Source organism: Nostoc sp. DSM 114161 (assembly GCF_052692665.1).
This window is the reverse complement of record NZ_CP195141.1, coordinates 1,378,050-1,402,091: the sequence shown is the minus strand read 5'-3', so window position 1 is coordinate 1,402,091 and position 24,042 is coordinate 1,378,050. Positions and strand designations below refer to the sequence as shown.

The following is a 24,042-nucleotide window of genomic DNA, read 5'->3' as shown; positions in this document are numbered from 1 at the left end:
GCTCAAGGAAGGATTTTTTCTTGCTTTTTTTCCAGGCAGCAAATAACTTTCCATTGAATAAATCATACCTTATTGTTGAGTGAAAGTCAAATGAAAGACATCTTTTTTTGTCCTGAAGAATCTAATTTCTACTCCAACTGCTTAGAAAATCTTGTCATGAGAAATTGTCAAGACTACGAATCCATTGTTGAGTTTGGTTCTGGAGATGGCAGCCCTGTAATTAATTCTTTGTTGAGAAACAAGTTTGATGGCGTAATTCAGGGATTTGAATTAAACACTTCTGCATGGAAAACGGCAAATTTAACTATTGATGAATACAACCTCAATGATAAATATATAATCCATAATTCATCTTTGTTTGAATCTTCTCAACATGATGCAGGTTATCTTATAGCTAATCCGCCATATCTTCCAGCACCAGATAATGATATATATATGCCACTTTTATTTGGAGGCATAGATGGAGCTAAAATTACCAACGACCTTTTGATGTTAGGTTATGAAAATGTGTTGGTTTTAGTATCTAGTTATTCTAATCCTACAAGTACGCTGGACGTAGCAAAAGAAAATGGTTATTGCGTAGAAAACTTTATGATTTTACCTTTGCAATTCGGCTACTATAGCTCTGAACCTAAGGTGAAAAAACACATAGAAGAATTACGTAAAAACAAAATGGCATTTTATTCTGGCGATTATTATTTTCTAGCAGGTGTTTTATTTACAAAGTGCGAAGATTGTGAAACTGATTTATCTAATGAATTAGCTCAGGTAATGACTAGTTTGTAAATACATAGCAATCGTATTTGAGTTTTGAAAAATCTCAGTGGTGACTGTTTACCGAACAATTCGCAATTGCCAATTGCGAATTGTTTTGACTGTTAACATTTTGGGCAGCATTTCACTTTCTGATTTTAGGACTGCTATACTGGTGTGCGACCTAGTTATTGCTATTGAATAATAATAGAGTTTGAGAGTCTTAGGATCGGGAATGCTTTAGGATGTATCAAACTGACCCACCGCGATCGCCAAAAGATGTGTTGCCAACCATGTACGATCTTCCTAGTGAAGATCCTCAGGAGCCTGGTTTGCCCGATCGGTTTCATCTGTTGCAACCTCGTTTGTTGAACGAAACCTTTAGCTATCTCACTTACCATCAAGATCCGCGTTACCCCACCCCGGTTTTGCTGGCGCAAAACCTCCCCTCCCCTTGCCAAGGGGAGGGGTTGGGGGTGGGGTAATTGTGGGGCAATTTGAGCTTAAGTTGACACGTATGAGCACTGCTGTGCCCCTACACTCAGGGTTTATTTACCATCAAAGAATGATTAATAGAAGCCTGAAACGACCTATGCATAGAAACGCACACCATGATTCATTTGTACAGTGCGTAAGTCCTATTTTGAATTCCCCAAATGGGTTGACTTATTCCGGCTTTTTGTGCCAACGTTCATCATCGCCTTTTTCGTAATCGCGCTTCACAGCACTCCAAGCAACACGAAAAGCACTTTCTTCCTCACCATATTGTTCTAAAGCGCTGTTAAAAGCAGCCCGAAAAATTTCTTGGGCGTGCTTGGGTAAGTTATCTTTTACTGAATCTGGTAAATCTTCAATTTGTTGATAAGGCATAATTAACAATTCAAAATTCAAACTCTCTCTTTCACCCCCTTAAAAAGGGGGTCGCGGCAGGCGGGGGGATCTTAACTGAACTGTATTGTTCTATAAACGGACTGTTACGTCGGCTGAAACTACCACTACTGGCGTGACCAGGCTAATTTAGTGCATTAGCAGTAGGTTGTTGAACGGAGTGAAACCCAACATGTATCTCGGTGTTGGGTTTCGTTCCTCAACCCAACCTACAATTTTTTTGCAACATTTTAGCCCGGTCGCGCTACTGCGTATAGACGTAGCGCAAAGTATGAGCGGAGATTTCCGAGCATCAGAACTTTGTAACAGAGCGGTCTTAAACCCTTTGACTGATGAATAAATAATACTAATTCGGAATTAATTAAGGAGAGCTAATATTCAAATGTAGTGGCGTGACAAGCCTAAATTAATGCAATATAAAAATTTATTGATATTGCTGAAATCTCAATAATTGACAAATTTCTGATGCACTCTTTTAGTCTTATCGCACCACTAAGTAATAAATCAAAAATCATGTCTTAGAAGAGATACAAATTAATGAGTCACTTTTAAAGACGTGATGTTGTCAAAAAACTGAGTTTTTGAGGTTTAAAACTAGATATACTATCCCAATAATTGACTTGGGTAATATTCACCTTGAGCAAAGCAATATTCGGTTCATCTAGTCCTTTAGGAAACCAAGTTTGAAGTTCTGGTTTCCATAGTTCTCGCATCTTGTTGCGGTCTTTTACAACTTGCGAGCTACCTGAAATAGAAACGAACCGTTGCTGTTCTGGCGACACAAAACTGACATTGACCTGCGGATAATGTTCAACCTCAGTCACTTTATGAGAATCAGAGTAGGTAAAAAACCAAAGTGTAGCATCAGAATTAATCTCGCCGCTTCTTGACATAGGATAACTATGCAAGCTTCCATCGTCATCGACTGTGGTAAACATACCATAATCAATATTTTTGATTAATTCATCCAACTTTTGAATCTGTTGTTCGCGGTCTGTAGAAGTTGTCATTGGCCGTAGTTTTTTTTGTTTTATTTTCTGGAATGGGATTTTTGATTACAATCAGGTTGACTTTACATATGTAAAAATCATCTTTCATTATTAACATTTTTAAAGTTAATTTCGTGAGTCTACAGGTTGAATTATATTAATATAAATCTCTTTTAGTTATATCTATAGAAATATAGATTTAGAATGATGCTCAACCATAATTTGCCGATCGCTTGGTTCTATCTGTGGTCGGATTTTACAGTTTATATCTTTAGATTTGAAGAAGAATCATTCGTCAGAATCAAGACGCTGGCGGACACGGCGAATCGCTGCGCTATCAGTCGGGGATTCAGACGCGCGACTGAATTGTTGCACCAACCACGTTTGTTGAAATTTTGGTAGTAGTGCAAAAACGCCGATTATTCAGACGCCAGTCATACAAAATACCTTTCCTGTATTCTGACGACTGACGCCAACATTGCTGTTTGATAATTTCTAATTGTGTAGGCTAGCAAAAACCGCGGGCATTTCACCCTAAAATTCAAAGTAATTCTGCCTCTTCAAATATCTGCCTTGTCGTTAATTCTAAACCTGGAAATAGAGTATCTACAATGGGTGTGTTATCCGTATAAACTCGATCTGACCCATCGGGGAGAAAAACTCTAATACTCATTACTTCTGGATTTATGACCCACACTCTGGACACACCCGCAGTTAAATAATCCTTCGCTTTCTCTGCAAATTGCTTTATCGTCTGGTCTGGAGAGATAATTTCAATTACCAATTCTGGAATCGCAGGACAAGCTTCATTACGTTTCCAACTTTTGGGTAAACGTTCGTAAGATATGTACGTTAAGTCTGGTAGAGGTGCCCAATCTTTACCTTGACGTTTTAAGAGAATTGCCCACTCAGGAAGAACTCTACCTTTGTCTTTGCACCATGCACGAATTAGTAATCCTAAAGCTATCTGTAAAGTTGAATGGAAATATTTTGGAGACACTTTAGGGACTGCTTGACCATCAACAAACTCATAGTATACATCTCCTTCTGGAAGGCTTAAAAATTCTTTTAAAGTAAGTTGACCGATGTTAACCATAAGCTACATAAGATAGTGGCTAATACACATATCCTACATGGGAAACACTGGGTGTGGTATGACTATGAAATTTTGTATGACATTGCAATGGCGATCGCTCTCGTATTGCTAAATTAATTAAGTCAATAAAAATGAATGTCAGCTTGCTACTCAGGGCAAGAGTATCTATTGTTACTTTGCTGTATTCCTACTCTTAGCGTGCCATGAATCTTGGCAAAATTTGTATTTATAACAACAGGACTTACGCAACTGGCACAAATAGCGGGCGGGCTGCGCTCTATCCCACGACAATTTAAATCAAACCAAGGCTAAAATAGTGGATTAGGAGTAGGTTGGCTTGAAAATAGTAGAAACTTGAGTTTTAAGTAAGTGCACACAATCATTTAGAAGACGCATTTCGACTGCGCTCAATGCTCGACCTTTGAGAAGACGAGGGTTGAGTTTCGACTACGCTCAACTTCCGCGAAGTCGAAACCCAGTAATCTCAAGTTAGGTTTAATTTAGTCCTTCTACTTAGTTACCGACATTAATATGGCTAGAAAAGTCATTATTTACTAATTTTTTCATGAGACATAAAGCAGCTTTTAGTTAAGTAATATGCATGTAAAATCAAAGGTAAGATAGTTGTGGAACAAAAAGAGTTAAGCTTTGTTTTTGAAATAATTCAACAGCAGATAGAAGCACTAGAGCAATACCTAACTCAATCGCCTATACAGCATCAACAGGCTATCTCAGCATTGAAATTACTCAAAACTTCCATACGAAATCTGGAAGTCTTTAAAGAAGAAATTCAGACTAATTTAGAATCGATCAAAACTGTAGAACAAGAAATACTACAACAAAATGAAACTTTAATATTAGAACGTCAGGTTTATCATGATTTGTTCAAATTAACTCCTAATGCTTATTTTGTGACTAATGCAGAAGGAATAATTTTAGAAATTAATTATGCTGCGGCTGCTTTATTAAATGTATTTCCTAGTTTGCTGATTGGGAAATCATTAATCAATTTTGTAGCTCAACAAGAGCATCAATTATTTCTGAGCAAACTGAAGGAGTCGTTGAATGAAAAGTCTGTGCAAGAACTAGAAGTTTCCATTTATCCACGCGATCGCCCAGCTTTTGATGCAATACTACTGGTAAAAGCTGGGCGAGAAACTTCGGGGGCTAATGGTGCGTTACAGATATGCTTGTATGATATTACCAAGTACAAGCGATTAGCAGTACCCGATCGAATGCCCAGCTTGAGCGCAACTATAGAAAGTCCCAACAAGCTGGATGGTTTACGTATACTGTTGGTAGATGATGAAGCTGATACCCGCGAGTTGATTGCAGCGATACTCATGCAATATGGGATTGTAGTGACAACCGTTGCAACAGTGGCAGAAGCTTTGCAAGAATTAGAGCGATCGCGCCCTGATGTCATAATCAGTGATATCAGAATGCCAGATGAAGATGGTTATGCTTTAATTCGCAAAGTCAAAGCATTGGAAGCAGAAAAAGGATGGCAAATTCCTACTGCTGCTTTAACAGCTTATCTCGCAGAAGACAGAAAAAAAGCGATCGCAGCAGGTTTTCAATCGCATTTGCATAAATTAGCACAGCCAACAGAGTTAATTGCAATGGTGGCACAGCTGGCGAACCGAGTTTAAACATCTCGGCATTATTGATAATATGTGTTTGCCTGCTTCTGAAACCTTATTGCTATGGTGATTGACTTTAATAAAACCTAATTTTTATGCAGCTTATAGCCAAGTCAGAATTCTTACATTGTACTTAGAAATGTCTAATGTCCGACACCATGAGACATCAAACTTTGGTATTGTAGCGATCGCTGCTTCTGCTGGAGGAGTGACAGCAATTCGCAAAGTTCTCTCAGGTTTGCCTAGCGGCTTTCCTGCTCCCATCTTGTGCTTACAGCATTTGAGTCCCTTCGATAGTAACGTTTTAGCACAAGTATTACAGTTACGAACCCATCTAACAGTACGCTGGGCCCATAGCCAAGAACAACTGATGGCGGGTGTGGTGTATGTATGTCCGCCAGGACATTACTTTGTAGTTCATGCTAACGGTACAATCTCTCTAGCTCCGCAACCAGCCATACACAGCTGGCATCATGGTGTAAATGCTTTTTTTGAGTCAGTGGCTAAAAGTTATGCAAACCGCGCCGTAGTAGTGGTGCTAACTGGCACAGGCAAAGGTGGCGCAGAAGGGGTACAGGAAGTGTCGAATAGGGGTGGTATTGTTCTGGCTCAGGATGAAGCGAGTTCTGTCGCCTTTGGAATGCCAGAGGCGGCGATTGCAACTGGTTGCGTAGACCGAGTTTTACCGTGTGAAGAAATCGCTTCATTATTAGTGCGTTTGGTATGTGAGGGTTGTTCTTTATCCCAAATACCGAGCGATCGCACCACACCACTGAACGCAAAGCTGCAAATACCCCCGATGCTCCAAGATGCGTTGTCCGATTTACTTGATAGAGCAGTAGCGATGCACCGCACAGATATGGGTTACATTCATCTGTTTGAGCGGCGATCGTGCACGCTCGAACTCGCAGTCCAAAAAGGCTTTGAACCAAGCTTATTCCCTTACTTTAGAACAGTTAACATTACTGATAATTCACCTTGCATCAGTGCTGTGCGTGCTGGAGAGTCCATCATCGTTGAAGATGTCGAGACGCATTCCCTGTTCAATTCTTACCGAGCGATCGCATCGGCTGTGGGATATCGTGCTGTCCAATCTACACCGTTAACCAGTAACACTGGCAGTTTGCTTGGTGTCTTGTCTACTCATTTTCGCCAACCTCGCCAATTTTTGCCGTGGGAGATGAAGCTCCTCAATATGCACGCTCGTTATGCTGGCAATCTTATAGAATTATTTCAAACTCAAAAGGTTTGATATGGTATTTCAGATCCCCAACTTCTTTAAGAAGTCGGTGTTCTAGGGATTGGCTATATCAAAGGCAACTTAACACTAAAAGTTGTACCCTGACCGATACCAGGACTGTGAGCCGCGATTGTACCGCCGTGGAGTTCCACCAAACTACAGGCGATCGCCAGCCCTAAGCCTAATCCTTTTTTTGTACTTGGGGCTTGACGAAATGTGTCAAAGATGTATGGGAGAAATTCGCTATCTATGCCGCAGCCTGTATCGCTGATGACAATCAAGGCTTGATTTTCATTACTTTCAAGATTAACCTCAACCCTGCCGTCATTCGGAGTAAATTTAATGGCATTGGTCAGTAAATTTAAGATGATTTGCTGCAAACGTTCAAAGTCGCCTTGTACTATTAGTGGTGAAATAGCAAGCTGACAGTCTAGATGAATATTTTTGGTTTGCAAAGATTGTTGCACTGTGGCGATCGCAGTTTCAATTACCCCTTGGAGTTGGACTGGCTCTTGATTTAAGCAAATTTTCCCCGCTGCGATCCGCGAGATGTCGAGTAAATCTTCAACGAGTTTGGCTTGCAAAGTGGCATTGCGCTCAATTGTCTCTAAAGCTTTGGCAAGCATAGCCGGACTGGGCGGATTGCTTTGTAGTAACCGCGTCCAACCGAGGATGGCAACTAACGGGGTATTCAGTTCGTGAGAAACTGTTGATAGTACCTCATCTTTGCGGCGGTTAATTGTTCTTTCTTGCTGGAGTGCCTGCGATCGCATATTTGCCATTTGCAAATAGGCATTGACACGGGTAACAAGTTCATTGGCAGAAAAAGGTTTAATTAAGTAATCGTCAGCCCCAGCCAGGAGTCCTTCAACTATAGATTCTTCTCCAGCACGGGCAGAAAGTAGAATTATCGGTATTTCTTTTGTGCGTGCATCAGCCCGCAATGCTTTCAATAACCCGAAGCCGTCTAATTCTGGCATCATCACATCACTGAGAACCAGATCTGGCGATCGCTTATTCACCGCCGCCAATGCAGCCACCCCATCAGCCACCGCTTGGACTTCAACATATTTGCTTAATATCCTTGTGAGGTAATCGCGCATATCGGCGTTGTCATCGACAATGAGGATGTGGGAGGGGGAAAAAGTAAGGGGTAAAGGGGAAGGAGGGCAATCCTTTTCCCCTTTTCCCCCTTCGGGGTGACGCTCCTTCGTCGCTAACGCTGATGCTAACGCCAGTCGCTCATGGGGGGAACCCCCAAGACCGCGCTGGCTCACCTTTTCCCTTTCCCCTTCTTCTGGTATCCATCGCTCTGCTTGTTGAACATAAGGAGTTGCACCGAGTGCTGTTGATGCTAGGGTGTGTGTGGCTTGGCTGCGATCGCTTGGCAGGTGTGCTGTACCTAGTGGAATTGTGACGGTGAAACAGCTACCTACTCCAGGAGTGCTGGTTACGTCCATAGTTCCACCATGCAGTTTAATTAATTCATGCACTAAAGCTAGACCAATTCCCGAACCTTCATCAGTTCTGGCTTTTGCCGCGCGCACTTGGTAAAACCGCTTCATAATATAGGGCAGTTGTTCTGGCTCAATCCCTGTACCTGTATCTTGTACCTGTAGCGTTACATGATGGTCATCAGCTAAATGCAGCCTAACGGCGATTTCACCATCAAAGGTAAATTTAAAGGCATTGGAAAGCAAGTTAAGAACAATTTTTTCCCACATTTGGCGGTCTACGTATACAGACTCAGCTAAAGGTGGACAATCGACGACTAGCCGCAGCCCAGCTTGTTCAATAGGGGAACGAAATACACTGGCTAACTCGGTTGTGTACATTGCCAACTCGGTTGGTTCATAAACTGCTTCCATCCGTCCGGCTTCGATACGGGAGAAGTCAAGTAGGGTATTAACTAGTTTCAGCAGTCTCAGCGTGTTGCGATGTACAAGTTTCAATCGTTCGCGTTGTACTTCAGGCAAGGGATTGACCCAATCGCTCAAGGCATCTTGCACCGGAGCCAGTATCAACGTTAGGGGCGTGCGGAATTCGTGGCTGACGTTGCTGAAGAAGAGGGTTTTGGCGCGATCGAGTTCTGCCAGAGATTCGGCGCGTTGGCGTTCTTGTTTGCGGGCAGATTGTTCTCGCACTCGCTGAAGTTCTGCTTCACGCAGGGCTGCTTCGGCGCGGGTGCGTTCGATGGTTGCCCAGGTGCGATCGGCTATTTCTTCCGCCAGATCCATTTCAAACGCTGTCCAGTTCCTTGGCGTGCCTTGGGTAATACAGAGAATCCCGACAGGCTCTCCCTGCTTGATCGCAGGCACGTTGATAAAGGAAATAATCTGCAACTGCAAACAAGTCTGTCTCAAGTTCTCATCTAGTAAGTTCGTCGTGTGTGTATCCTGAACGACAAAAGGCTGACCGGCATCGATCGTGGTTTTGAAGATGGGGAAGTTTTCTAGAGGGTACGCCCCCACCACCGAAGGCAAATCTGCTTGTGAGGCATCCCGCCGAATGATGGCGCTGCCGTCAATAATTTCGCAGTAGTAACATCTGTCCGCTCCAAAGAAGTTCATGGTGGTGCGCGTCACCGTTGCCTGAATTTCAACCGCATCGGAGAGCGATCGCAGCGCATCCGATAACTTGACTCGAAGCGCATCCATTTCAGCAGCGCGACGCAATTGTTCTTCGGCACGTTTGCGATCGGTAATATCGGTAAACAAAACTGCCACGCGGCGGCTACCCTCTCCACCCAAACGGAAAACATACAGGTCAAACACGCGCCCTAGAGTGGCTTCGCCTTCTTCAAACCGAATCGGTTCGCCCGTTTCGGCAACTCGTCCATAAACCTTTGCCCACTGTGGATTGGGTGTCCCTAGCAATTCTGTGGCTTTGCGCCCGACCGGATACTCCATGCCAGTCTGCTTCACAAACGCAGGATTGACTTCTAAAAACAGAAAGTCATTCCACTCGCCGTCCTCGCCAGTCATGACTTCGACGACGGCAAAAGCCTCATCCAGCGAATTGAAGAGCGATCGATATTTTTCTTCCGACTCGCGCAATGCTTCCAGGGCGACCCATTGCTCGTGAATATCGGTCGCCGCACCGTACATCTTGATGACCTTGCCACTCTCATCCTTGAGCGGCGAAGCCTTGAGGACGAACCAGCGATAGGCTCCATCATGCCGCCGAATGCGGTGTTCCTGTAAGAGCAGCATCCCCTGTTCGACGGCTTCCCGGTAACGCCGCGTTGACCCTTCTCGATCGTCCGGGTGAATGGCATCCGTCCAACCCCAACCGATCGCCTGCTCGAAGGTTTGCCCTGTGTATTCCATCCACCGCTGGTTATACCAGTTGGTCGAGCCGCCCGGTTCGCTGTCCCACAGCAGATCGGGAACGAGGTTGGCGATCGACTGCAAGCGGGCTTGGGATTCGCGCAGGGCTACTTCGGCACGTTTTTGTTCCGTGACATCAAAACTGACCCCATTGATAATCCAGGGTGTCTCGCGCTCCGCCTGCCCGCGCCACCAAATCCAGCGCCCTGCGTTTGCACCCGCGACGACCTCCAATTGCCAATCAAATTCTTCACCGGGTGCAATGTCCGTTGTCATGAAGGCTTCCAGGGCTGCGGCACCTTCTGGAGACATGCGACTGGTGAAGACCGAGACGGGAAGTTTCTCGTCCGATGGGGGAACCGCCCACAAGCTCAAGAACCCGGCATCACCCCAACACTGGCGGCTACGGCAGTCCCACTGCCAGGTTCCCATCCGCCCGCTTTCAACCGCGAGGCGACGAAACGCTTCACTCTCACGCAACGCGGACTCAACCTGTTTGCGTTCGTCTTCGGTGCGTTTGCGATCGGTAATATCATAAGAGACCACAAGCACAGCATAAATTTCCCCATTTTCAGCCCGAAGCGGCGTTCCCCGTGAAATATAACTGCGATTATGGGCTTGGTGCTCATGCTCAAACGGCTCACCCGCCAAAGCTTTACGGTACCTCGGCTCGTAATTCGCGGCTAATTCGGGGGGCAGCACCTCGAAAATCCCACGCCCAACGAAATCTTCTGTTTTGAATCCGGCGGTATGAAGTGCTTCGCCTCCGGCAATTAGATAGCGCAGATTGCGGTCAACAACAAATGCAGCCCCGCCTGGCAGATTCTCTATCATCGCCCAAAGGTATGCTTCTGATTCCTGCGCCAACTTTTCGGCTCGTTGACGTTCCGCAGCTTCCACCTCTAGTTGGGCATTCTTCGCTAGCAATTCCTGGGTTTGTCGCTGATTCAGTAGCAATGCCGCAGCCGCCAAGTCTGCCAAACTCGTCATTACCCGCACATCTTCACTATCAAAATGCCGCTGTTCGCAGTGCGACATAATCCAGATAGTACCCAGAGCATGGTTATCTGCAATTAGCGGTAACACTAAGCCTTCCACGATGGGAGTGTTTGCTGCCTGTAAATAAGTAAAATAGCGTTCTGGATAAGAATAAAGTTGCGGAGTACCCCGCTCTAGACAGACACCACAGGGGCTAAAATCACGGGGTGTAGTGCCACCTACGTACTTTGCTAACGCTCCTGCCAACACATTCCAGCGAAAGATTTCTTCCCCATTTGCTGTTACTTCTAGTAGACTCACTCCAGCCGTTCCCGCACTGCATAATTCTAGTGCTATGTCAACTAAACTCTGAAGCATTGTTTGGGGCTGATTTACCAACTGCCGTGCTAAAGCTTGCAATGCCTGGTTTTCTTTTAGTAAATTTGCAGCACGAGAATTGCGGCGATCCAACTCCTCAGTGATAACAATATTTTCTATTGTGATTATTTCTCCTTGAGGTCGTTGCATAACCCTTATGGTCTCGGCTATTTGGTATCAAGACAATTTGAATTATTATCCTAGACCTATAGTCTAGTCATCATTAATTTGTAGTATTTTTTGGAGTGGAGTGTTAATAATGCCTGCAATTCTAAGCCTAGCAGGAGGGGGGTTAGGGGAGAGGTTCTTCCAGCATTACTGAATTGGCGTTCTGGTAATGGCGCTCAAGCAGCCTGTAGCAGCTTCCGCCTTCCCTGTAAGACTTGCCACCTTCCCTGTAAGACTTTCCGCCTTGACATTTCAGTGTTTCGCGCAGCCTGTAAGACTTTTTGCCTTCCTTGTAAGACTTTGCGCCTTGACATTTCAGTGTTTCGCTCAGCCTGTAAGACTTTCCGCCTTCCCTGTAAGACTTTCTGCCTTGACGTTTGCGTGTTTTACGTAGCCTGTAGCAACTTCCGCCATCACGTTAAATTAATGGCAGCTTGACAGTAAACGTTGCGCCTCGCCCAAATCCTGGACTTGCAGCTTCAATTGTACCTTTGTGTAGCTCGACAAGTTGATGAGCGATCGCCAGCCCCAACCCTAAACCGCCTGGCGAGTGTCTGCTGGGTACTTCTTCTTGGGAAAAGCGATCGAATACACGGGGCAGAAATTCGGCGCTCATGCCAATACCTGTATTGCTGACTGTGATATTAGCCCAAGAGTCAACAGCATCAAGCCGAACTTTAATATTTCCGCCTTTTGGCGTAAATTTTATGGCATTTTTCAGTAAATTGGAAAAAACTTGCCGCAAACGATTTGAATCGCCCAAAACCCAAATATCGATTGCAGCCAGATGGTATTCTAGGTTAATTTTCTTAGCCTGAGTATCGCCAAAACTAGTCTGAATCTCTGACTCCATGATAGAGGTGAGGTTGACTGGCTGAGAAGTCAAGGAGATTTTGCCGGAGATAATAGTTGAGATATCCAGCAAATCTTCAATTAGCTTTGCCTGATTTTTGGCATTACGCTCAATTGTTTCTAAAGCACGTAAAACAGTAGTTTCGTCTAGTGCTTTTGCACGTAGTAAGCGAGTCCAGCCAAGGATAGCAACTAACGGGGCATAAAGTTCGTGAGTAACTGTGGCGATAAATTCATCTTTGAAGGTATTAAAAGACAACTCTTGCCGCAGACGTGCTATTTCTAAATGAGAATCTACACGCGTTACCAGTTCCGGCGCCGAAAAAGGCTTAATTAAATGGTCATCCGCCCCCGCTTGCAAACCTTCAATCGCAGCGTCTTCTCCAGCGCGAGCCGATAGCAAAATGATCGGTAGTGCTTTGGTTAATGGATTTGCACGTAACGCACTCAACAATTGAAAACCATCTACTTCGGGCATCATCACATCAGTCAGTACCAAATCTGGTATTTGTTGTGCGATCGCATTTAGGGCATCTCTTCCATTTGCCACAGCCGTTACCTGCCATTTTTCCGAGAGTAGACGCTTTACGTAGTCGCGCATATCGGCGTTGTCATCGACAAGGAGAATACGAGCAGGGGGGCGGAGGGGCAGAGGAGCAGAGGGGCTGGGGGGTAGAGAAACGGAATTCTCCCCTGCTCCCCGGTCACTGAGCGACTTGCCCTGAGCGTAGTCGAAGGGAGCCGAAGTGCTGCTCCCCTGCCCCCCTGCCTCTTCGGGTATCCACCCCAATGCTTCTTCTACGTAAGGTGCTGCGCCTGCTAATGTTGATGTGAGTGTGCGTTGGCTACTAATTTGTTCGCTGGGCAAGTGCGATAAACCAGTGGGAATGGTGACAGTGAAAGTTGTTCCTTTGCCTAAAACACTCTCAACTTTTACTGTGCCGCTATGTAAGCGAACAAGTTCTTGCACCAAAGCTAGTCCAATGCCTGAACCTTCATAGCTTCTGCCTTTCACATTTCGTATGCGGTGAAAACGCTCAAATATTCGCGGTAATTCTTCGGAGGAAATGCCTGTGCCTGTATCCCTTACTTTTAGTTCTACTTTGCCATCTATTTGGTTTAATGAAACGGCAATCTCACCCTCAAAAGTGAACTTAAACGCATTGGAGATTAAATTAAGTACAATTTTCTCCCACATTTCCCGGTCTACATACACAGTAGAACTAAGTTCTGGGCAATCTACAATTAGTTGCATTCGGGCTGTTTCAATTGCCGAACGGAACACTGAGGCTAACTCGGCTGTAAACTGTGCTAAATCAGTCGGCTCATAAACTGCTTGTATTCTGCCTGCTTCAATGCGGGAGAAGTCAAGTAAGGTATTGACTAGTTTGTGCAATCTCGTGGCGTTTCGCTGCACGATCGCCAGTTGTTCGCGCTGTTCTGGCTGGAGTGAAGTTTGTGTTTCGGCAATTACTTGCTCAAGTGGATTGAGCATCAACGTTAGCGGCGTGCGAAATTCATGGCTAATGTTGTTGAAGAAGGCGATTTTAGCGCGGTCTAATTCTGCCAATGCCTCTGCCCGTTTACGCTCTTCCTCATAGCTACGAGCCGTTGCAATGGAACTTTCAACTTGCTGGGCAACCAGTTCTAAAAATGAGCGGTATTCCGAATTGAACTGGAGGCGGGGACTAATTCCGATAACTAGCAGACATTCCACCATTTCTTTGTTGCCCGCCAAAATTGGGAGAATCAATGCAGAATGAGGACTTTCGGGCCACGGTTTGACTGATAGCACGCCGAAGCGATCGACCAAATCGGTCATCAGCAGCGGTTCGCGGCTTTGCAGCACCTGGTCCAGCAGCCATTCTGAATTATTCGAGGACAGTATAATTGTTGGGGGTGCAGCGGCACTGTCTGGGGTTAGCCCACTTGCAGCCACGAGTTCTGCCAGGTTGGCTTGGGAATTGACCTGATAGAACAAGGCGAAGGGAATATCGTAGGAGTTGAGCATATCAGCGGCAGCAAGACAGGTTGACTTTAGTGTTTTTGCCCCACTACCCGCCGTGGCTAACTCTCGTAGCATCGTCAGGCGACGTTGACTGATGACTTGTTGAGTGGTTTCAGTCGTGGTGTTGGATAACCCTGCGATCGCACCCGTTTCATCCCGAATGGGATTATAGCCGAATGTGAAATAAGCTTCCTCTAGGAAGCCAAGGCGCAAGATGTGATAAAGCCGATCTTTAGCAAAGAAGGCTTCACCCGTAGTTTTGATACGCTCAAAGAGCGGTTTAAAAGAGTCTTCCCAAATTTCTGGCCACGTCTGGTACAACGGTTGCCCCAGTGCCGCTGGATGCTTTGCCCCAAAGATATCACTCATGGCATCGTTGTAAAGTTGAATATAGTCCTCCCGCCAGTAAATGCCTTGGGCAAAGGGAGTCGAGAGCATCACGCTGACGCAGGTACGAAGGGTTGGCGGCCAGTTCTCGACAGGGCCTAAGGGTGTGGTTGACCAATCGTGCGATCGCATTAATGCTCCCATCTCGCCACCACCAGCGAACAAATCAGCTACAGCGTCTTTCTTGTCTCCGGTTAAGCTGTTCATCTTTACCTGGGGAAATATCTCTACTGAAACTTCTCACTTTTCGGCTAAGAAAATTTTAGACTGAACTGAAACTGATGTGACTCCATGCAAAATTTCTGAACAAAATTACCCAAATAACGCTAAACTTATACCCTTTGAATAAGCCTCTTCAACCTATAGCAAGAGTGTCATCTTCCATGAACCGCCTACGATGTAGAACTAGGAAATCAAATTGCAGTATATCTGCTTATCAAACTATGGACTGGAAGTATAGGTGGAAAAACGGCTATCGCCCAAGCCGAGATGAAGCAGCAAAAAACCCTCATTTGTTAGATGAAAGTCAGTTCGAGACCGAACAAGACCGACAGCTAGCTGAAGAAGCTGCAAGGAAGCATTTGGGTATACCTGCACCAACTTTAGACGAGGAAAAATCGATACTACCTCATGCAACTTCGCCTAATGAAAAGGCCCAAAGATAACACTATCTCTCAAAATTCTTCCAACACATAAATTGGCTGTAGGGGCGTACAGGTGTACGCCCATAATCATCTATGCTGTAGCAACAATTTTGTAAAATAATGCGTCGGGTATTTTTTGCCCAGACACCCTCCAAACAAATAAAAACTTCGACAAAATAATGCAGATTTTTAAAATTTTCAATCAATCAAACACTAAAAAGCTCACTAAGTTTCTTTCTCAAACAGTAGCTTTAGGCGTAGGCGCTATTGTTCTGTTTTCAAGTAACAATGCTGATGCTGCCGAGCAAGTTATTTTAAAATATGGCAATTTTCAAGGGACAATATCCGTTCAAGAATTAAATCAATTTGCAGAAACTGGCAAGACTACCCCAACATTAACAGCTTATTTGCAGGCGGCTCAACAAGAACCCGCATTAGCTCGTAAGGCACTCAAAGCTGGCATCAAAGCCGATCGCACTTTTTTAAATAACTTACTCTCTAGTTGGGCAGGGCCGGTTTTAGTTAACCAAATTGGTGAGGTAGTTCATCCCCCCGCAGGAGAATTAAACCAACAAGCACTGCGAACCGCTTTAAGTGAATCTATCAAGCAAAATGGTGAAGTTACACTACTGGGAGCTATTCAAAATTATCCCAGTAATTCCGTGGAATTAGAAGGCGATCGTCTGATCGTTGTTTATGAACGCCTGAGCAATCTTGCAGAAAACTTTTGAGGGGGAGTTACTGTTTAAATCTAATACCTATGAGTCTACCTCAAGATTGTACCCTATGACTTAGAAATTCCCTAACGTAAGTGTAGAGTTTAATTTAAGCATAGGAAAAGATTTGTATGACAGCCGACGTTTCTAGAGATATTAAAAAGCAGCTTAATGGGTCGTTGATAATTGGTATTCTGCTAATTGTTGCAGGAATTATTGGGATTGCAGTACCTACATTCACCACCATATTTGCTGAAACTTGGTTTGCAGCGATTTTAGTTTTTGCTGGATTTACAAAACTAGTTTACGCCTCCCAAACCCGCGATCGCGGAGGTTTTGTTTGGAAACTTTTATTAAGCGGACTGTATATTGCAACCGGCATCATGTTGTTGGCTTATCCTTATACAGGAATTCTCACACTAACCCTGTTGCTTGGTACTTTTTTGTTAACTGAAGGCACATTCGAGTTAATTTTAGCCTTCCAGTTACGTGGGCAACAAAACTGGACATGGGTATTAGTCAACGGCATTATTACACTGGTCTTAGGTGCAATGATTTGGTTTCAGTGGCCGTTCAATGCCCCCTGGCTGCTTGGAACATTAGTTGGTGTCAGCGTTCTATTCACCGGCATTTCCCGCCTAATGTTGTCATTGAATCTGCGTTCTGCCTTGAATTCTACTGACTCAGCAGCAAATCCTACTTAGTTACCGAAGAAGAAAGTGCATAGAAGCAGGGGAGCAGGGAGCAGAAGGGACGATCTTCTCCCCTGCTCCTGTTGCATTTTGCCCCATGCCCAAAAAAAGTTTACAAGACATTGCAGCAGCGATCGCTCTGGTATTGCTAAATTAACAAAGGTAATCAAAATCCAGGCTAGCTGCAATCTCAACAATGGTATCTATCTCTACTCCGTTCTCAGATATTCAAAACCATTGGGCACGCTTATTTATCACAGCTTTAGCCCAACGTGAAATTGTTAGCGGGTTGCCTAACGGCACTTATCGCCCCGATAACTCTCTCACCCGTGCTGAATATGCCGCCATCATTGCTAAGGCATTTCCAAGTGTTACCAAGAAGCGGCAGTATGTACCTTTTGTTGATGTACCCAATAGTTTTTGGGCAGCAGCAGCCATTCAAACAGCTTACGAAAAAGCATTTATTAGCGGATTTCCTGATAAAACCTTCCGTTCTGCTAACAGAATTACCAGAACAGAAGTTTTAGTTTCCTTAGTATCAGGCTTAGAAATTGCCACGAAGGTAAAACCCGATCTCCTCTCAAGACTCGGACAAATATATCAAGATGCTGCTCAAATTCCTGACTATGGCAAAAATCAAATAGCTATTGCCACTAGTGCAGGATTAATAGTTAATTTTCCAAATCTGAAATTACTTAATCCCAATCTCGCAGCTACCCGTGCAGATGTGGCTGCGATTATTTATCAAGCTTTGGTGTATTTAGGTGCAGCAGAAAAGATTGCCTCTAGTTACCTCGTGGTGCCACCAACGCCAACGCCAACTCCAACTCCAACGCCAACTCCAACGCCAACTCCAACGCCAACTCCAACGCCAACGCCAACGCCAACCCCAACACCTCCCGGTAGCGTGAAGCTAAATCATACCAGAGAATTTCGTGGGGCGTGGGTAGTATCTGTGTGGAATGGTGATTGGCCTTCCAAACCGGGACTTTCTGTTGAGCAACAGAAAGCTGAATTCACCGAAATTACTGTTAAATTACAACAGCTGAACTTCAACGCACTGATCTTCCAAGTCAGACCAGAGGGAGATGCTTTGTATGAATCGCAATTAGAGCCTTGGAGTAATTGGATTACGGGAACTCAAGGGAAAGCACCGGAACCATTTTACGATCCTTTAGCGTTTGCGATCGCAGAATGTCACAAACGCAATATCGAACTTCATGCTTGGTTCAACCCTTACCGCGCCAGTACTTCTACCAACCCAGCTAAAACCGTCTATCCCCACATAGCAGTTACCAATCCAGAAAGCGTTTATTTGTGGAAAACTCAACGCTGGATGGACCCAGGACTGAAAATAGTCCAAGACAGAGCTTACAATGTAATTCTCGACGTAGTGAAACGCTACGATATCGATGGCGTTCACTTAGATGATTATTTCTACCCCTATCCTGTTGACGGGCAATCTTTCCCCGATGATAAAACCTACGCTGCTTACAAAGCAGCTGGTGGTACACTCAGCCTCGGCGACTGGCGGCGGGACAATGTTAACAAAATGGTATTGCGTCTTTCCGAGGGAATTAAAACAACTAAACCCCACGTGAAATTTGGTATTAGTCCCTTTGGAATTTATCGCCCCGGACAACCCCCCGGTATTACTGGCTTAGATGCTTACAACGTGCTTTACGCCGACTCGAAGAAGTGGCTAGAACAAGGTTGGATTGATTATATCGCGCCTCAACTTTACTGGCGCACAGACCAACCACAACAAAGTTATTCTGCATTGTTGAAGTGGTGGACAGACATCAACACAAAGCAAAGACACGTTTACGCAGGTAACAATCTCACAGAACCAAGCAATAAAAGCCGAGAAAGTGATGAGATTGAAAAGCAAGTGAAAATTAGTCGCAGCCAAGCTGCAAACTTATCATTAGGGAATATCTTTTTTAATCTCGCTGTTTTAAGAGAAAATAGTCAGGGTATAGCCGATCGCTTCCAAAGTCTGCTTTATAATAAACCTGCCTTACCTCCTACTATGTCTTGGCAGAACACAACACCGCTTCCTCCACCCACCGGACTACAAGTCAACAACCGCAAACTCAGTTGGCAGCCTGGAGATAATCAACCAGTTCGTTCCTGGACGCTTTATCGCCAAATTGACGATGATACTTGGACAATTGCGCGAATTTTGTCTGCTGGCACAACCTTTGCCACCGTCCAACAAGCGGGAACCTATGCCGTGTGTGCAGTGGATAGGCTGGCGAATGAGAGTGTAGGAACGGTGATTACAGTTAGTTAAATATCAGTATTAATCTACATGTAGAGACGTTGCATTGCAACGTCTCATGCACAATCGTTTTCATACATGAAATTAACAATGTCCAAAATCTAAAACGATCTAATCCGTCCATACTTACGGCTTCATAATAACTACACCATAAGCATCGCCAGAAAGATAGTCTTTAGCTGCTTGCATTAAGTCAATAGCATCTTGATTTTGAATTTTAGCTGGGTAGTTAAATGCAGGTTCCAAATCTCCTAGCAAAGATTGATAATAGCCATACAACCCAGCGCGATCGCTTGGTGTTTCGTTACCAAAGATAAATCTGTTGGCTACTCGTCGCCGCACGCGGGCAATTTCTGATTCTTTCACCAACTCTGTATGTAAACTACGGATGTGTTCGGCGATCGCATTTTCTACTTCGGCTAAATTTTCCACTGCACATTTAGCTGAAATATAAAATGTACCTTGAAACTCATGACTAATGTTGCTTGCTGAAATTGAAGAAACTAATTTCCGTTCTTCTTTTAAATCTTGCACCAGTCTTGATGTTCGCCCATGTCCCAAAATTGCTGCTAAAACATCCAGCCCATAAGTTTGTTCCAGTTCAACCATTCCTGGAACTCGCCACAACATGACTAATCTCGCTTGTTGCAGACTTTCATCAACAAATTCCTGACGGACTATTTCTGTAAATGGTGCTTCGGTGAGGAGTGGAGAATAAGGAATAGGCAATGGAGAATCAGGAGTTTTAAGAACTTGTGTAAACGCTTCGCTAACAGTCGCAATTAATTCTTCTACAGGCAAATTACCTACAGCCACAGCAGTAATTGACTGGGGTTGATACCAAGTAGCATGAAAATTCCGCATTTGCTGGGGTTTGAGTTCGGCAATTACTTCTTCTGGCCCCAACACTGGACGCCGATAAGGTAGCCTATCAAACGCTGTCTCCATTGCGCGTCGATAAGTGCGGCGGCGGGGATTATCTTCTGAACGTCTAATTTCTTCCAAAACTACTAATCGTTCGCGTTCAAAAGCATCATCAGGAATACTGGCATTAGATACTACATCTATTTGTAACGGCGCAAGCTCGGCAAAATCTTTAGGCGCAGTAGTTATATAGTAATGAGTATAGTCTTGGCTAGTAGCAGCATTGGTCACAGCACCCCGTTCTTCAATTCGACGTTCAAACTCACCACTAGCCAGTCGTTCCGTTCCTTTAAAAATCATATGCTCTAAAAAGTGAGCCATGCCGTTAATGGCATCAGATTCCACAGATGAGCCAACTTTTATCCATAAGCTGAGGTTCACCGCATCAACCGGCATCTGCTCGGCTATGATTGTCAAACCATTAGGTAATTTATGCAGGTTTGGAGCATTTAGACTAGGAAATTTGTCTAGAGTTGAGGTCATTGTGAGTTGTGTGGGAGGAGCTATATTACTCCTTATATCTTATCTACGAGGTAGGAGGTAGAGGAGGCAGCACTTCTCTACGAGACGCTCTTGCTAGCTTGCTTCCCCGTAGGGGTACGACTACGCTCTGTGACCAGGCACAACGCAGGAGGCAAAACTTTCAACAGTAAAAGATTTCACTGGTTTCGATTTTATATTTAATTACAGCGCTTTTCAGGTAAATAAAGTACACGGGTAGGGGCACAACATTGTTCATTGGTGTCAAATTAACGTGAAACCCTGGTGAAAACGTGATGAGCGAGTTCTACTCACTTACCATCCAGATCCGCGTTACCCCACCCCGGTTTTGCTGGCGTAAAACCTCCCCTCCCCTTGCTAAGGGGAGGGGTTAGGGGTGGGGTAAAACGCCTGTGGAATAAGCGTTTGAACTTAAGTCGACACCAATGAACATTGTTGTGCCCTTACGACGATCTGTACCTCACCAACTTGCAATCTGCTGTATGTTTGCTTACTTACAACTCAATTGCAGGTCGATGCAACTCAATTGCAGGAGGGAGGAGTCACCAATCCCCTTCTTAATAAAACCTCCTGCCCCGTGCCTTCTGAATATTGGAGTTCAAATAAATGAAAAACGCTGTAAAATTATTAATATAAATGTTAAGAATTATAAAAAATAAGTATCAATGTCCAGGATTTCTGTAGATAAAACTAAATCTCGTGTCGTCGTCATTGGTGCGGGAATCGGTGGACTGACTGCTGGGGCATTATTAGCTCGTAGAGGTTACAGCGTCTTAATTTTAGACCAAGCGATCGCACCAGGTGGCTGTGCATCTACATTTAAACGCCAAGGATTTACCTTTGATGTCGGCGCAACCCAAGTTGCAGGCTTGGAACCAGGAGGAATTCACCACCGGATTTTCTCAGAATTAGAAATAGATTTACCAGCAGCGACACCTTGCGATCCTGCTTGTGCGGTGTATTTACCTGGAGAAAGTACGCCGATTAACGTTTGGCGCGACCCAGAGAAATGGCGGGAGGAACGGCAAAGGCAGTTTCCTGGTAGCGAACCGTTTTGGCAATTGATGGCAACTTTATTTAATGCCAGTTGGGAATTTCAAGGACGCGATCCGGTGCTACCACCGCGTAATTTATGGGATTTGTGGCAGCTAACGCAAGCGGTACGTCCGAGTACATTAATTACTGTACCCTTCACTTTGTTCACCGTGGGCGATGCTTTACGGTTTTGTGGGCTGGGAAATGACCGACGATTGAGAACATTTTTAGATTTGCAACTGAAGTTGTATTCCCAAGTGAATGCAGAGGAAACAGCATTACTTTACGCCGCCACAGCTTTGAGTGTATCGCAACTGCCCCAAGGATTGTTTCATCTCCAAGGTAGTATGCAAGTATTAAGCGATCGCCTGGTAGAATCCTTAGAACGAGATGGCGGCAAATTATTGATGCGTCACACCGTCGAACAAATTAAAGTAGAAAACGGCAAAGCCACTGGTGTAGTTATTAGAAATCAAAAAACCGGCGAAGTCTGGACAGAACCAGCAGACCATGTAGTTAGCAACGTCACCGTACAAAACTTGGTGCAGTTGTTAGGAGAAAAAGCCCCATCTGGTTATCAAAACAGAGTTAAAAAACTCCCCCAAGCATCCGGCGCTTTTGTAGTTTATTTGGGTGTAGACGCCAGCGCGATTCCCTTAGAATGTCCGCCCCACCTACAATTTATGTATGATGCCAATGGCCCCATTGGCGAGAATAATTCCTTATTTGTCTCCGTTAGTCATCCTGGAGATGGTCGCGCCCCAGAGGGTAAAGCCACAATTATCGCTTCATCATTCGTCGATCCTGCGCCGTGGTGGAATACTCAAGATTATCCAGGGTTAAAACAAAAGTATACCCAACAAGCGATCGCTCGTCTTGCCGAATATTTTTATCTCAAACCAGAAACGATTATTCACGTAGAAGCTGCAACGCCGCGTAGCTTTGCTCGTTACACAGGACGCGATCGCGGTATAGTTGGCGGTATCGGTCAAAGAATCCCCACTTTTGGCCCTTTTGGTTTTGCCAATCGTACACCAATCGAACATCTGTGGTTAGTTGGTGACTCTACCCATCCCGGCGAAGGTACCGCTGGGGTAAGTTATTCGGCGCTAACAGTAGTCAGGCAAATTGAAGCGTAAATGTAAGGGCTTTATACCGTTTCACTTTAAGTTTGATACATTTAGGCAAGCAGAGGGGCAGGGGAGCAGAGGAGCGGAGGAGAAATTATTTGTATCTTGAATTTGGTGAAATGATATTACAGCTGTAAAGTCCCTACAACATATCTGTAGGAAGAATTTCTGAAATGGTATAAATCACACTTATAACTGATGACAAAGATGGCAAAAAACTGATGAAATAAAGTTGGTGTTGCTAATGCTGGAGTAATGACACACAAAGTTTTAATCCTTGGCGGACGAGGGCGCATTGGTAGCAGTGTTGCTCAGGATCTAGCTAACTACACGCAGGCACATATTACAATAACTGGACGTTCTGCCGAAATTGGAAAAAGCGTTAGCTTATCTTCAGGGGGGCAAGTAGAGTTTTTAGTATTAGACTTAGCAGAAATTGATAAATTAAGAGAAGCGATCGCCAACTCTAATTTAGTCATTCACTGTGCCGGCCCATTTCATTATAGAGATACTAATGTTCTCGAAACTTGTATTGCTCAAGGCGTTAACTATATAGATGTCAGCGACCACCGATCTTATACTAGTAAGGCTCTCAATTATTATCAACAAGCTGCTGCTGCTGGGGTAACAGCGATTGTTAATAGTGGTATTTTCCCTGGTATTTCTAACAGCATGGTACGTGAGGGCGTTGAACAATTCGAGGAACCAGAAAAGATTCATTTAAGTTATTTAGTTTCTGGTTCTGGTGGTGCTGGCATTACAGTTATGCGAACAACTTTTCTGGGATTACAACATCCTTTTGAAGCTTGGATAAATGGCAAATGGGAGATAGTCAAGCCTTATAGCGAAAGAGAAATAGTTAACTTTCCATCTCCCTATCAAAACAGTGGAGTTTACTGGTTTGATATGCCAGAAACCTTTACACTGCCCAAAGCCTTCCCATCGGTAAAAACTGTAATTACTAAATTTGGTTCTGTACCTGATTTTTACAATCACTTGACTTGGATTGCGGCTCATGTCTTTCCTAAGTGGTTAATGCAGCGTCGTTACGCAATTGAATTTCTCTCTCATGTCAGTCATTCAATGACAGATTTTACCGATACTTTTAGTGGTATTGGCGTCGCAGTTCGTTCAGAAGTTACAGGACAAAAAAACGGTAAAACAGCCGTTTATTGTTCAAATTTAGTGCATGAGAATACAGCAGTTGCCTCTGGTTGTGGCACTGGTAGTATTGCCCAATTATTGCTAGAAGGCAAACTCCATAAACCAGGTGTTTTTCCTGTAGAAGAAGCATTAACAACAGATTTATTTGAATATACAATGCAAAGCCGAGGAATTAAAATTCATCACAATTGGTCATAACTAAAAATTAATATACCTTGCGGTAGAAGGAAGAACTGTACTTAA

The 24,042-nt window shown here is 44.4% G+C and carries 16 protein-coding genes; 10 read left to right on the top strand and 6 right to left on the bottom strand.

Going from position 1 to position 24,042, the window contains the following annotated elements; genetic code table 11:
- Positions 1 to 90 precede the first annotated feature (90 nt).
- Both NSTC745_RS06060 and NSTC745_RS06055 read left to right on the top strand, forming a co-directional pair.
- Positions 91 to 786 carry an SAM-dependent methyltransferase gene (locus NSTC745_RS06060; RefSeq protein WP_445636341.1) on the top strand — a complete coding sequence of 232 codons (696 nt, stop codon included), beginning with the start codon at positions 91 to 93 and terminating at the stop codon, positions 784 to 786.
- A gap of 212 nt (positions 787 to 998) precedes the next feature.
- Positions 999 to 1,238: a hypothetical protein gene (locus NSTC745_RS06055; RefSeq protein ID WP_445638784.1), complete on the top strand. Its 240-nt coding sequence runs from the start codon at positions 999 to 1,001 to the stop codon at positions 1,236 to 1,238.
- Between the two features lie 181 nt (positions 1,239 to 1,419).
- On the opposite strand, the gene NSTC745_RS06050 is transcribed toward NSTC745_RS06055, so the two are convergent.
- From NSTC745_RS06050 to NSTC745_RS06040, 3 genes are all read right to left on the bottom strand, one after another.
- Entirely contained in the window at positions 1,420 to 1,623 is a 204-nt protein-coding gene (locus NSTC745_RS06050; RefSeq protein WP_445636340.1) for a ChaB family protein, read from the bottom strand.
- Positions 1,624 to 2,189: 566 nt separating this feature from the next.
- Positions 2,190 to 2,651: a pyridoxamine 5'-phosphate oxidase family protein gene (locus NSTC745_RS06045; protein WP_445636339.1), complete on the bottom strand. Its 462-nt coding sequence runs from the start codon at positions 2,649 to 2,651 to the stop codon at positions 2,190 to 2,192.
- Positions 2,652 to 3,171: 520 nt separating this feature from the next.
- A complete protein-coding gene (locus NSTC745_RS06040) occupies positions 3,172 to 3,726 on the bottom strand; it encodes a Uma2 family endonuclease (protein WP_445636338.1) in 555 nt (184 codons plus the stop codon).
- A gap of 626 nt (positions 3,727 to 4,352) precedes the next feature.
- Between NSTC745_RS06040 and NSTC745_RS06035 the strand changes: the two genes are divergently transcribed.
- Both NSTC745_RS06035 and NSTC745_RS06030 read left to right on the top strand, forming a co-directional pair.
- Positions 4,353 to 5,378, top strand: a complete 1,026-nt coding sequence (locus tag NSTC745_RS06035) for a response regulator (protein WP_445636337.1) — start codon at positions 4,353 to 4,355, stop codon at positions 5,376 to 5,378.
- Positions 5,379 to 5,508: 130 nt separating this feature from the next.
- Positions 5,509 to 6,621: a chemotaxis protein CheB gene (locus NSTC745_RS06030; protein ID WP_445636336.1), complete on the top strand. Its 1,113-nt coding sequence runs from the start codon at positions 5,509 to 5,511 to the stop codon at positions 6,619 to 6,621.
- A 53-nt stretch (positions 6,622 to 6,674) separates the two neighbouring features.
- Here the strand turns inward: NSTC745_RS06030 and NSTC745_RS06025 are convergent, their stop codons facing one another.
- On the bottom strand, positions 6,675 to 11,444 hold the full coding sequence (locus NSTC745_RS06025) for an ATP-binding protein (protein WP_445636335.1): 4,770 nt from the start codon (positions 11,442 to 11,444) through the stop codon (positions 6,675 to 6,677).
- A 436-nt stretch (positions 11,445 to 11,880) separates the two neighbouring features.
- The gene (locus NSTC745_RS06020) at positions 11,881 to 14,916 is read right to left on the bottom strand and encodes an ATP-binding protein (protein ID WP_445636334.1); all 3,036 of its coding nucleotides are present in this window, start codon (positions 14,914 to 14,916) and stop codon (positions 11,881 to 11,883) included.
- Positions 14,917 to 15,152: 236 nt separating this feature from the next.
- Here NSTC745_RS06020 and NSTC745_RS06015 point away from each other — a divergent pair, with 236 nt between their 5' ends.
- The 4 genes from NSTC745_RS06015 (at position 15,153) to NSTC745_RS06000 (ending at position 19,057) form a co-directional block, all read left to right on the top strand.
- Entirely contained in the window at positions 15,153 to 15,374 is a 222-nt protein-coding gene (locus tag NSTC745_RS06015; protein WP_445636333.1) for a bromodomain-containing protein, read from the top strand.
- A gap of 158 nt (positions 15,375 to 15,532) precedes the next feature.
- Complete coding sequence (locus NSTC745_RS06010; RefSeq protein ID WP_445636332.1) at positions 15,533 to 16,084, top strand: alpha/beta hydrolase; 552 nt, start codon at positions 15,533 to 15,535, stop codon at positions 16,082 to 16,084.
- A gap of 116 nt (positions 16,085 to 16,200) precedes the next feature.
- On the top strand, positions 16,201 to 16,773 hold the full coding sequence (locus NSTC745_RS06005; protein WP_445636331.1) for an HdeD family acid-resistance protein: 573 nt from the start codon (positions 16,201 to 16,203) through the stop codon (positions 16,771 to 16,773).
- A 184-nt stretch (positions 16,774 to 16,957) separates the two neighbouring features.
- Positions 16,958 to 19,057, top strand: a complete 2,100-nt coding sequence (locus tag NSTC745_RS06000) for a glycoside hydrolase family 10 protein (RefSeq protein WP_445636330.1) — start codon at positions 16,958 to 16,960, stop codon at positions 19,055 to 19,057.
- A gap of 114 nt (positions 19,058 to 19,171) precedes the next feature.
- Here NSTC745_RS06000 and NSTC745_RS05995 read toward each other — a convergent pair whose 3' ends face one another.
- A complete protein-coding gene (locus NSTC745_RS05995) occupies positions 19,172 to 20,452 on the bottom strand; it encodes a M16 family metallopeptidase (RefSeq protein ID WP_445636329.1) in 1,281 nt (426 codons plus the stop codon).
- Between the two features lie 683 nt (positions 20,453 to 21,135).
- On the opposite strand from NSTC745_RS05995, the gene crtD reads away from it, so the two are divergent.
- Both crtD and NSTC745_RS05985 read left to right on the top strand, forming a co-directional pair.
- Complete coding sequence (gene crtD / locus NSTC745_RS05990; RefSeq protein WP_445636328.1) at positions 21,136 to 22,644, top strand: C-3',4' desaturase CrtD; 1,509 nt, start codon at positions 21,136 to 21,138, stop codon at positions 22,642 to 22,644.
- Positions 22,645 to 22,890: 246 nt separating this feature from the next.
- The gene (locus NSTC745_RS05985) at positions 22,891 to 23,997 is read left to right on the top strand and encodes a saccharopine dehydrogenase family protein (protein ID WP_445636327.1); all 1,107 of its coding nucleotides are present in this window, start codon (positions 22,891 to 22,893) and stop codon (positions 23,995 to 23,997) included.
- The last annotated feature ends 45 nt before the right edge of the window (positions 23,998 to 24,042 follow it).

What these genes read in the sequence shown, in the direction of transcription:
- NSTC745_RS06015 (WP_445636333.1), top strand. Translation starts at nt 15,153, where the DNA reads ATGGACTGGAAGTATAGGTGGAAAAACGGCTATCGCCCAAGCCGAGAT.
- NSTC745_RS06060 (WP_445636341.1), top strand. Translation starts at nt 91, where the DNA reads ATGAAAGACATCTTTTTTTGTCCTGAAGAATCTAATTTCTACTCCAAC.
- NSTC745_RS05995 (WP_445636329.1), bottom strand. Translation starts at nt 20,452, where the DNA reads ATGACCTCAACTCTAGACAAATTTCCTAGTCTAAATGCTCCAAACCTG.
- NSTC745_RS06055 (WP_445638784.1), top strand. Translation starts at nt 999, where the DNA reads ATGTATCAAACTGACCCACCGCGATCGCCAAAAGATGTGTTGCCAACC.
- NSTC745_RS06040 (WP_445636338.1), bottom strand. Translation starts at nt 3,726, where the DNA reads ATGGTTAACATCGGTCAACTTACTTTAAAAGAATTTTTAAGCCTTCCA.
- NSTC745_RS06000 (WP_445636330.1), top strand. Translation starts at nt 16,958, where the DNA reads ATGGTATCTATCTCTACTCCGTTCTCAGATATTCAAAACCATTGGGCA.
- NSTC745_RS06010 (WP_445636332.1), top strand. Translation starts at nt 15,533, where the DNA reads ATGCAGATTTTTAAAATTTTCAATCAATCAAACACTAAAAAGCTCACT.
- crtD (WP_445636328.1), top strand. Translation starts at nt 21,136, where the DNA reads ATGTCCAGGATTTCTGTAGATAAAACTAAATCTCGTGTCGTCGTCATT.
- NSTC745_RS06005 (WP_445636331.1), top strand. Translation starts at nt 16,201, where the DNA reads ATGACAGCCGACGTTTCTAGAGATATTAAAAAGCAGCTTAATGGGTCG.
- NSTC745_RS06045 (WP_445636339.1), bottom strand. Translation starts at nt 2,651, where the DNA reads ATGACAACTTCTACAGACCGCGAACAACAGATTCAAAAGTTGGATGAA.
- NSTC745_RS06050 (WP_445636340.1), bottom strand. Translation starts at nt 1,623, where the DNA reads ATGCCTTATCAACAAATTGAAGATTTACCAGATTCAGTAAAAGATAAC.
- NSTC745_RS06020 (WP_445636334.1), bottom strand. Translation starts at nt 14,916, where the DNA reads ATGAACAGCTTAACCGGAGACAAGAAAGACGCTGTAGCTGATTTGTTC.
- NSTC745_RS06030 (WP_445636336.1), top strand. Translation starts at nt 5,509, where the DNA reads ATGTCTAATGTCCGACACCATGAGACATCAAACTTTGGTATTGTAGCG.
- NSTC745_RS05985 (WP_445636327.1), top strand. Translation starts at nt 22,891, where the DNA reads ATGACACACAAAGTTTTAATCCTTGGCGGACGAGGGCGCATTGGTAGC.
- NSTC745_RS06025 (WP_445636335.1), bottom strand. Translation starts at nt 11,444, where the DNA reads ATGCAACGACCTCAAGGAGAAATAATCACAATAGAAAATATTGTTATC.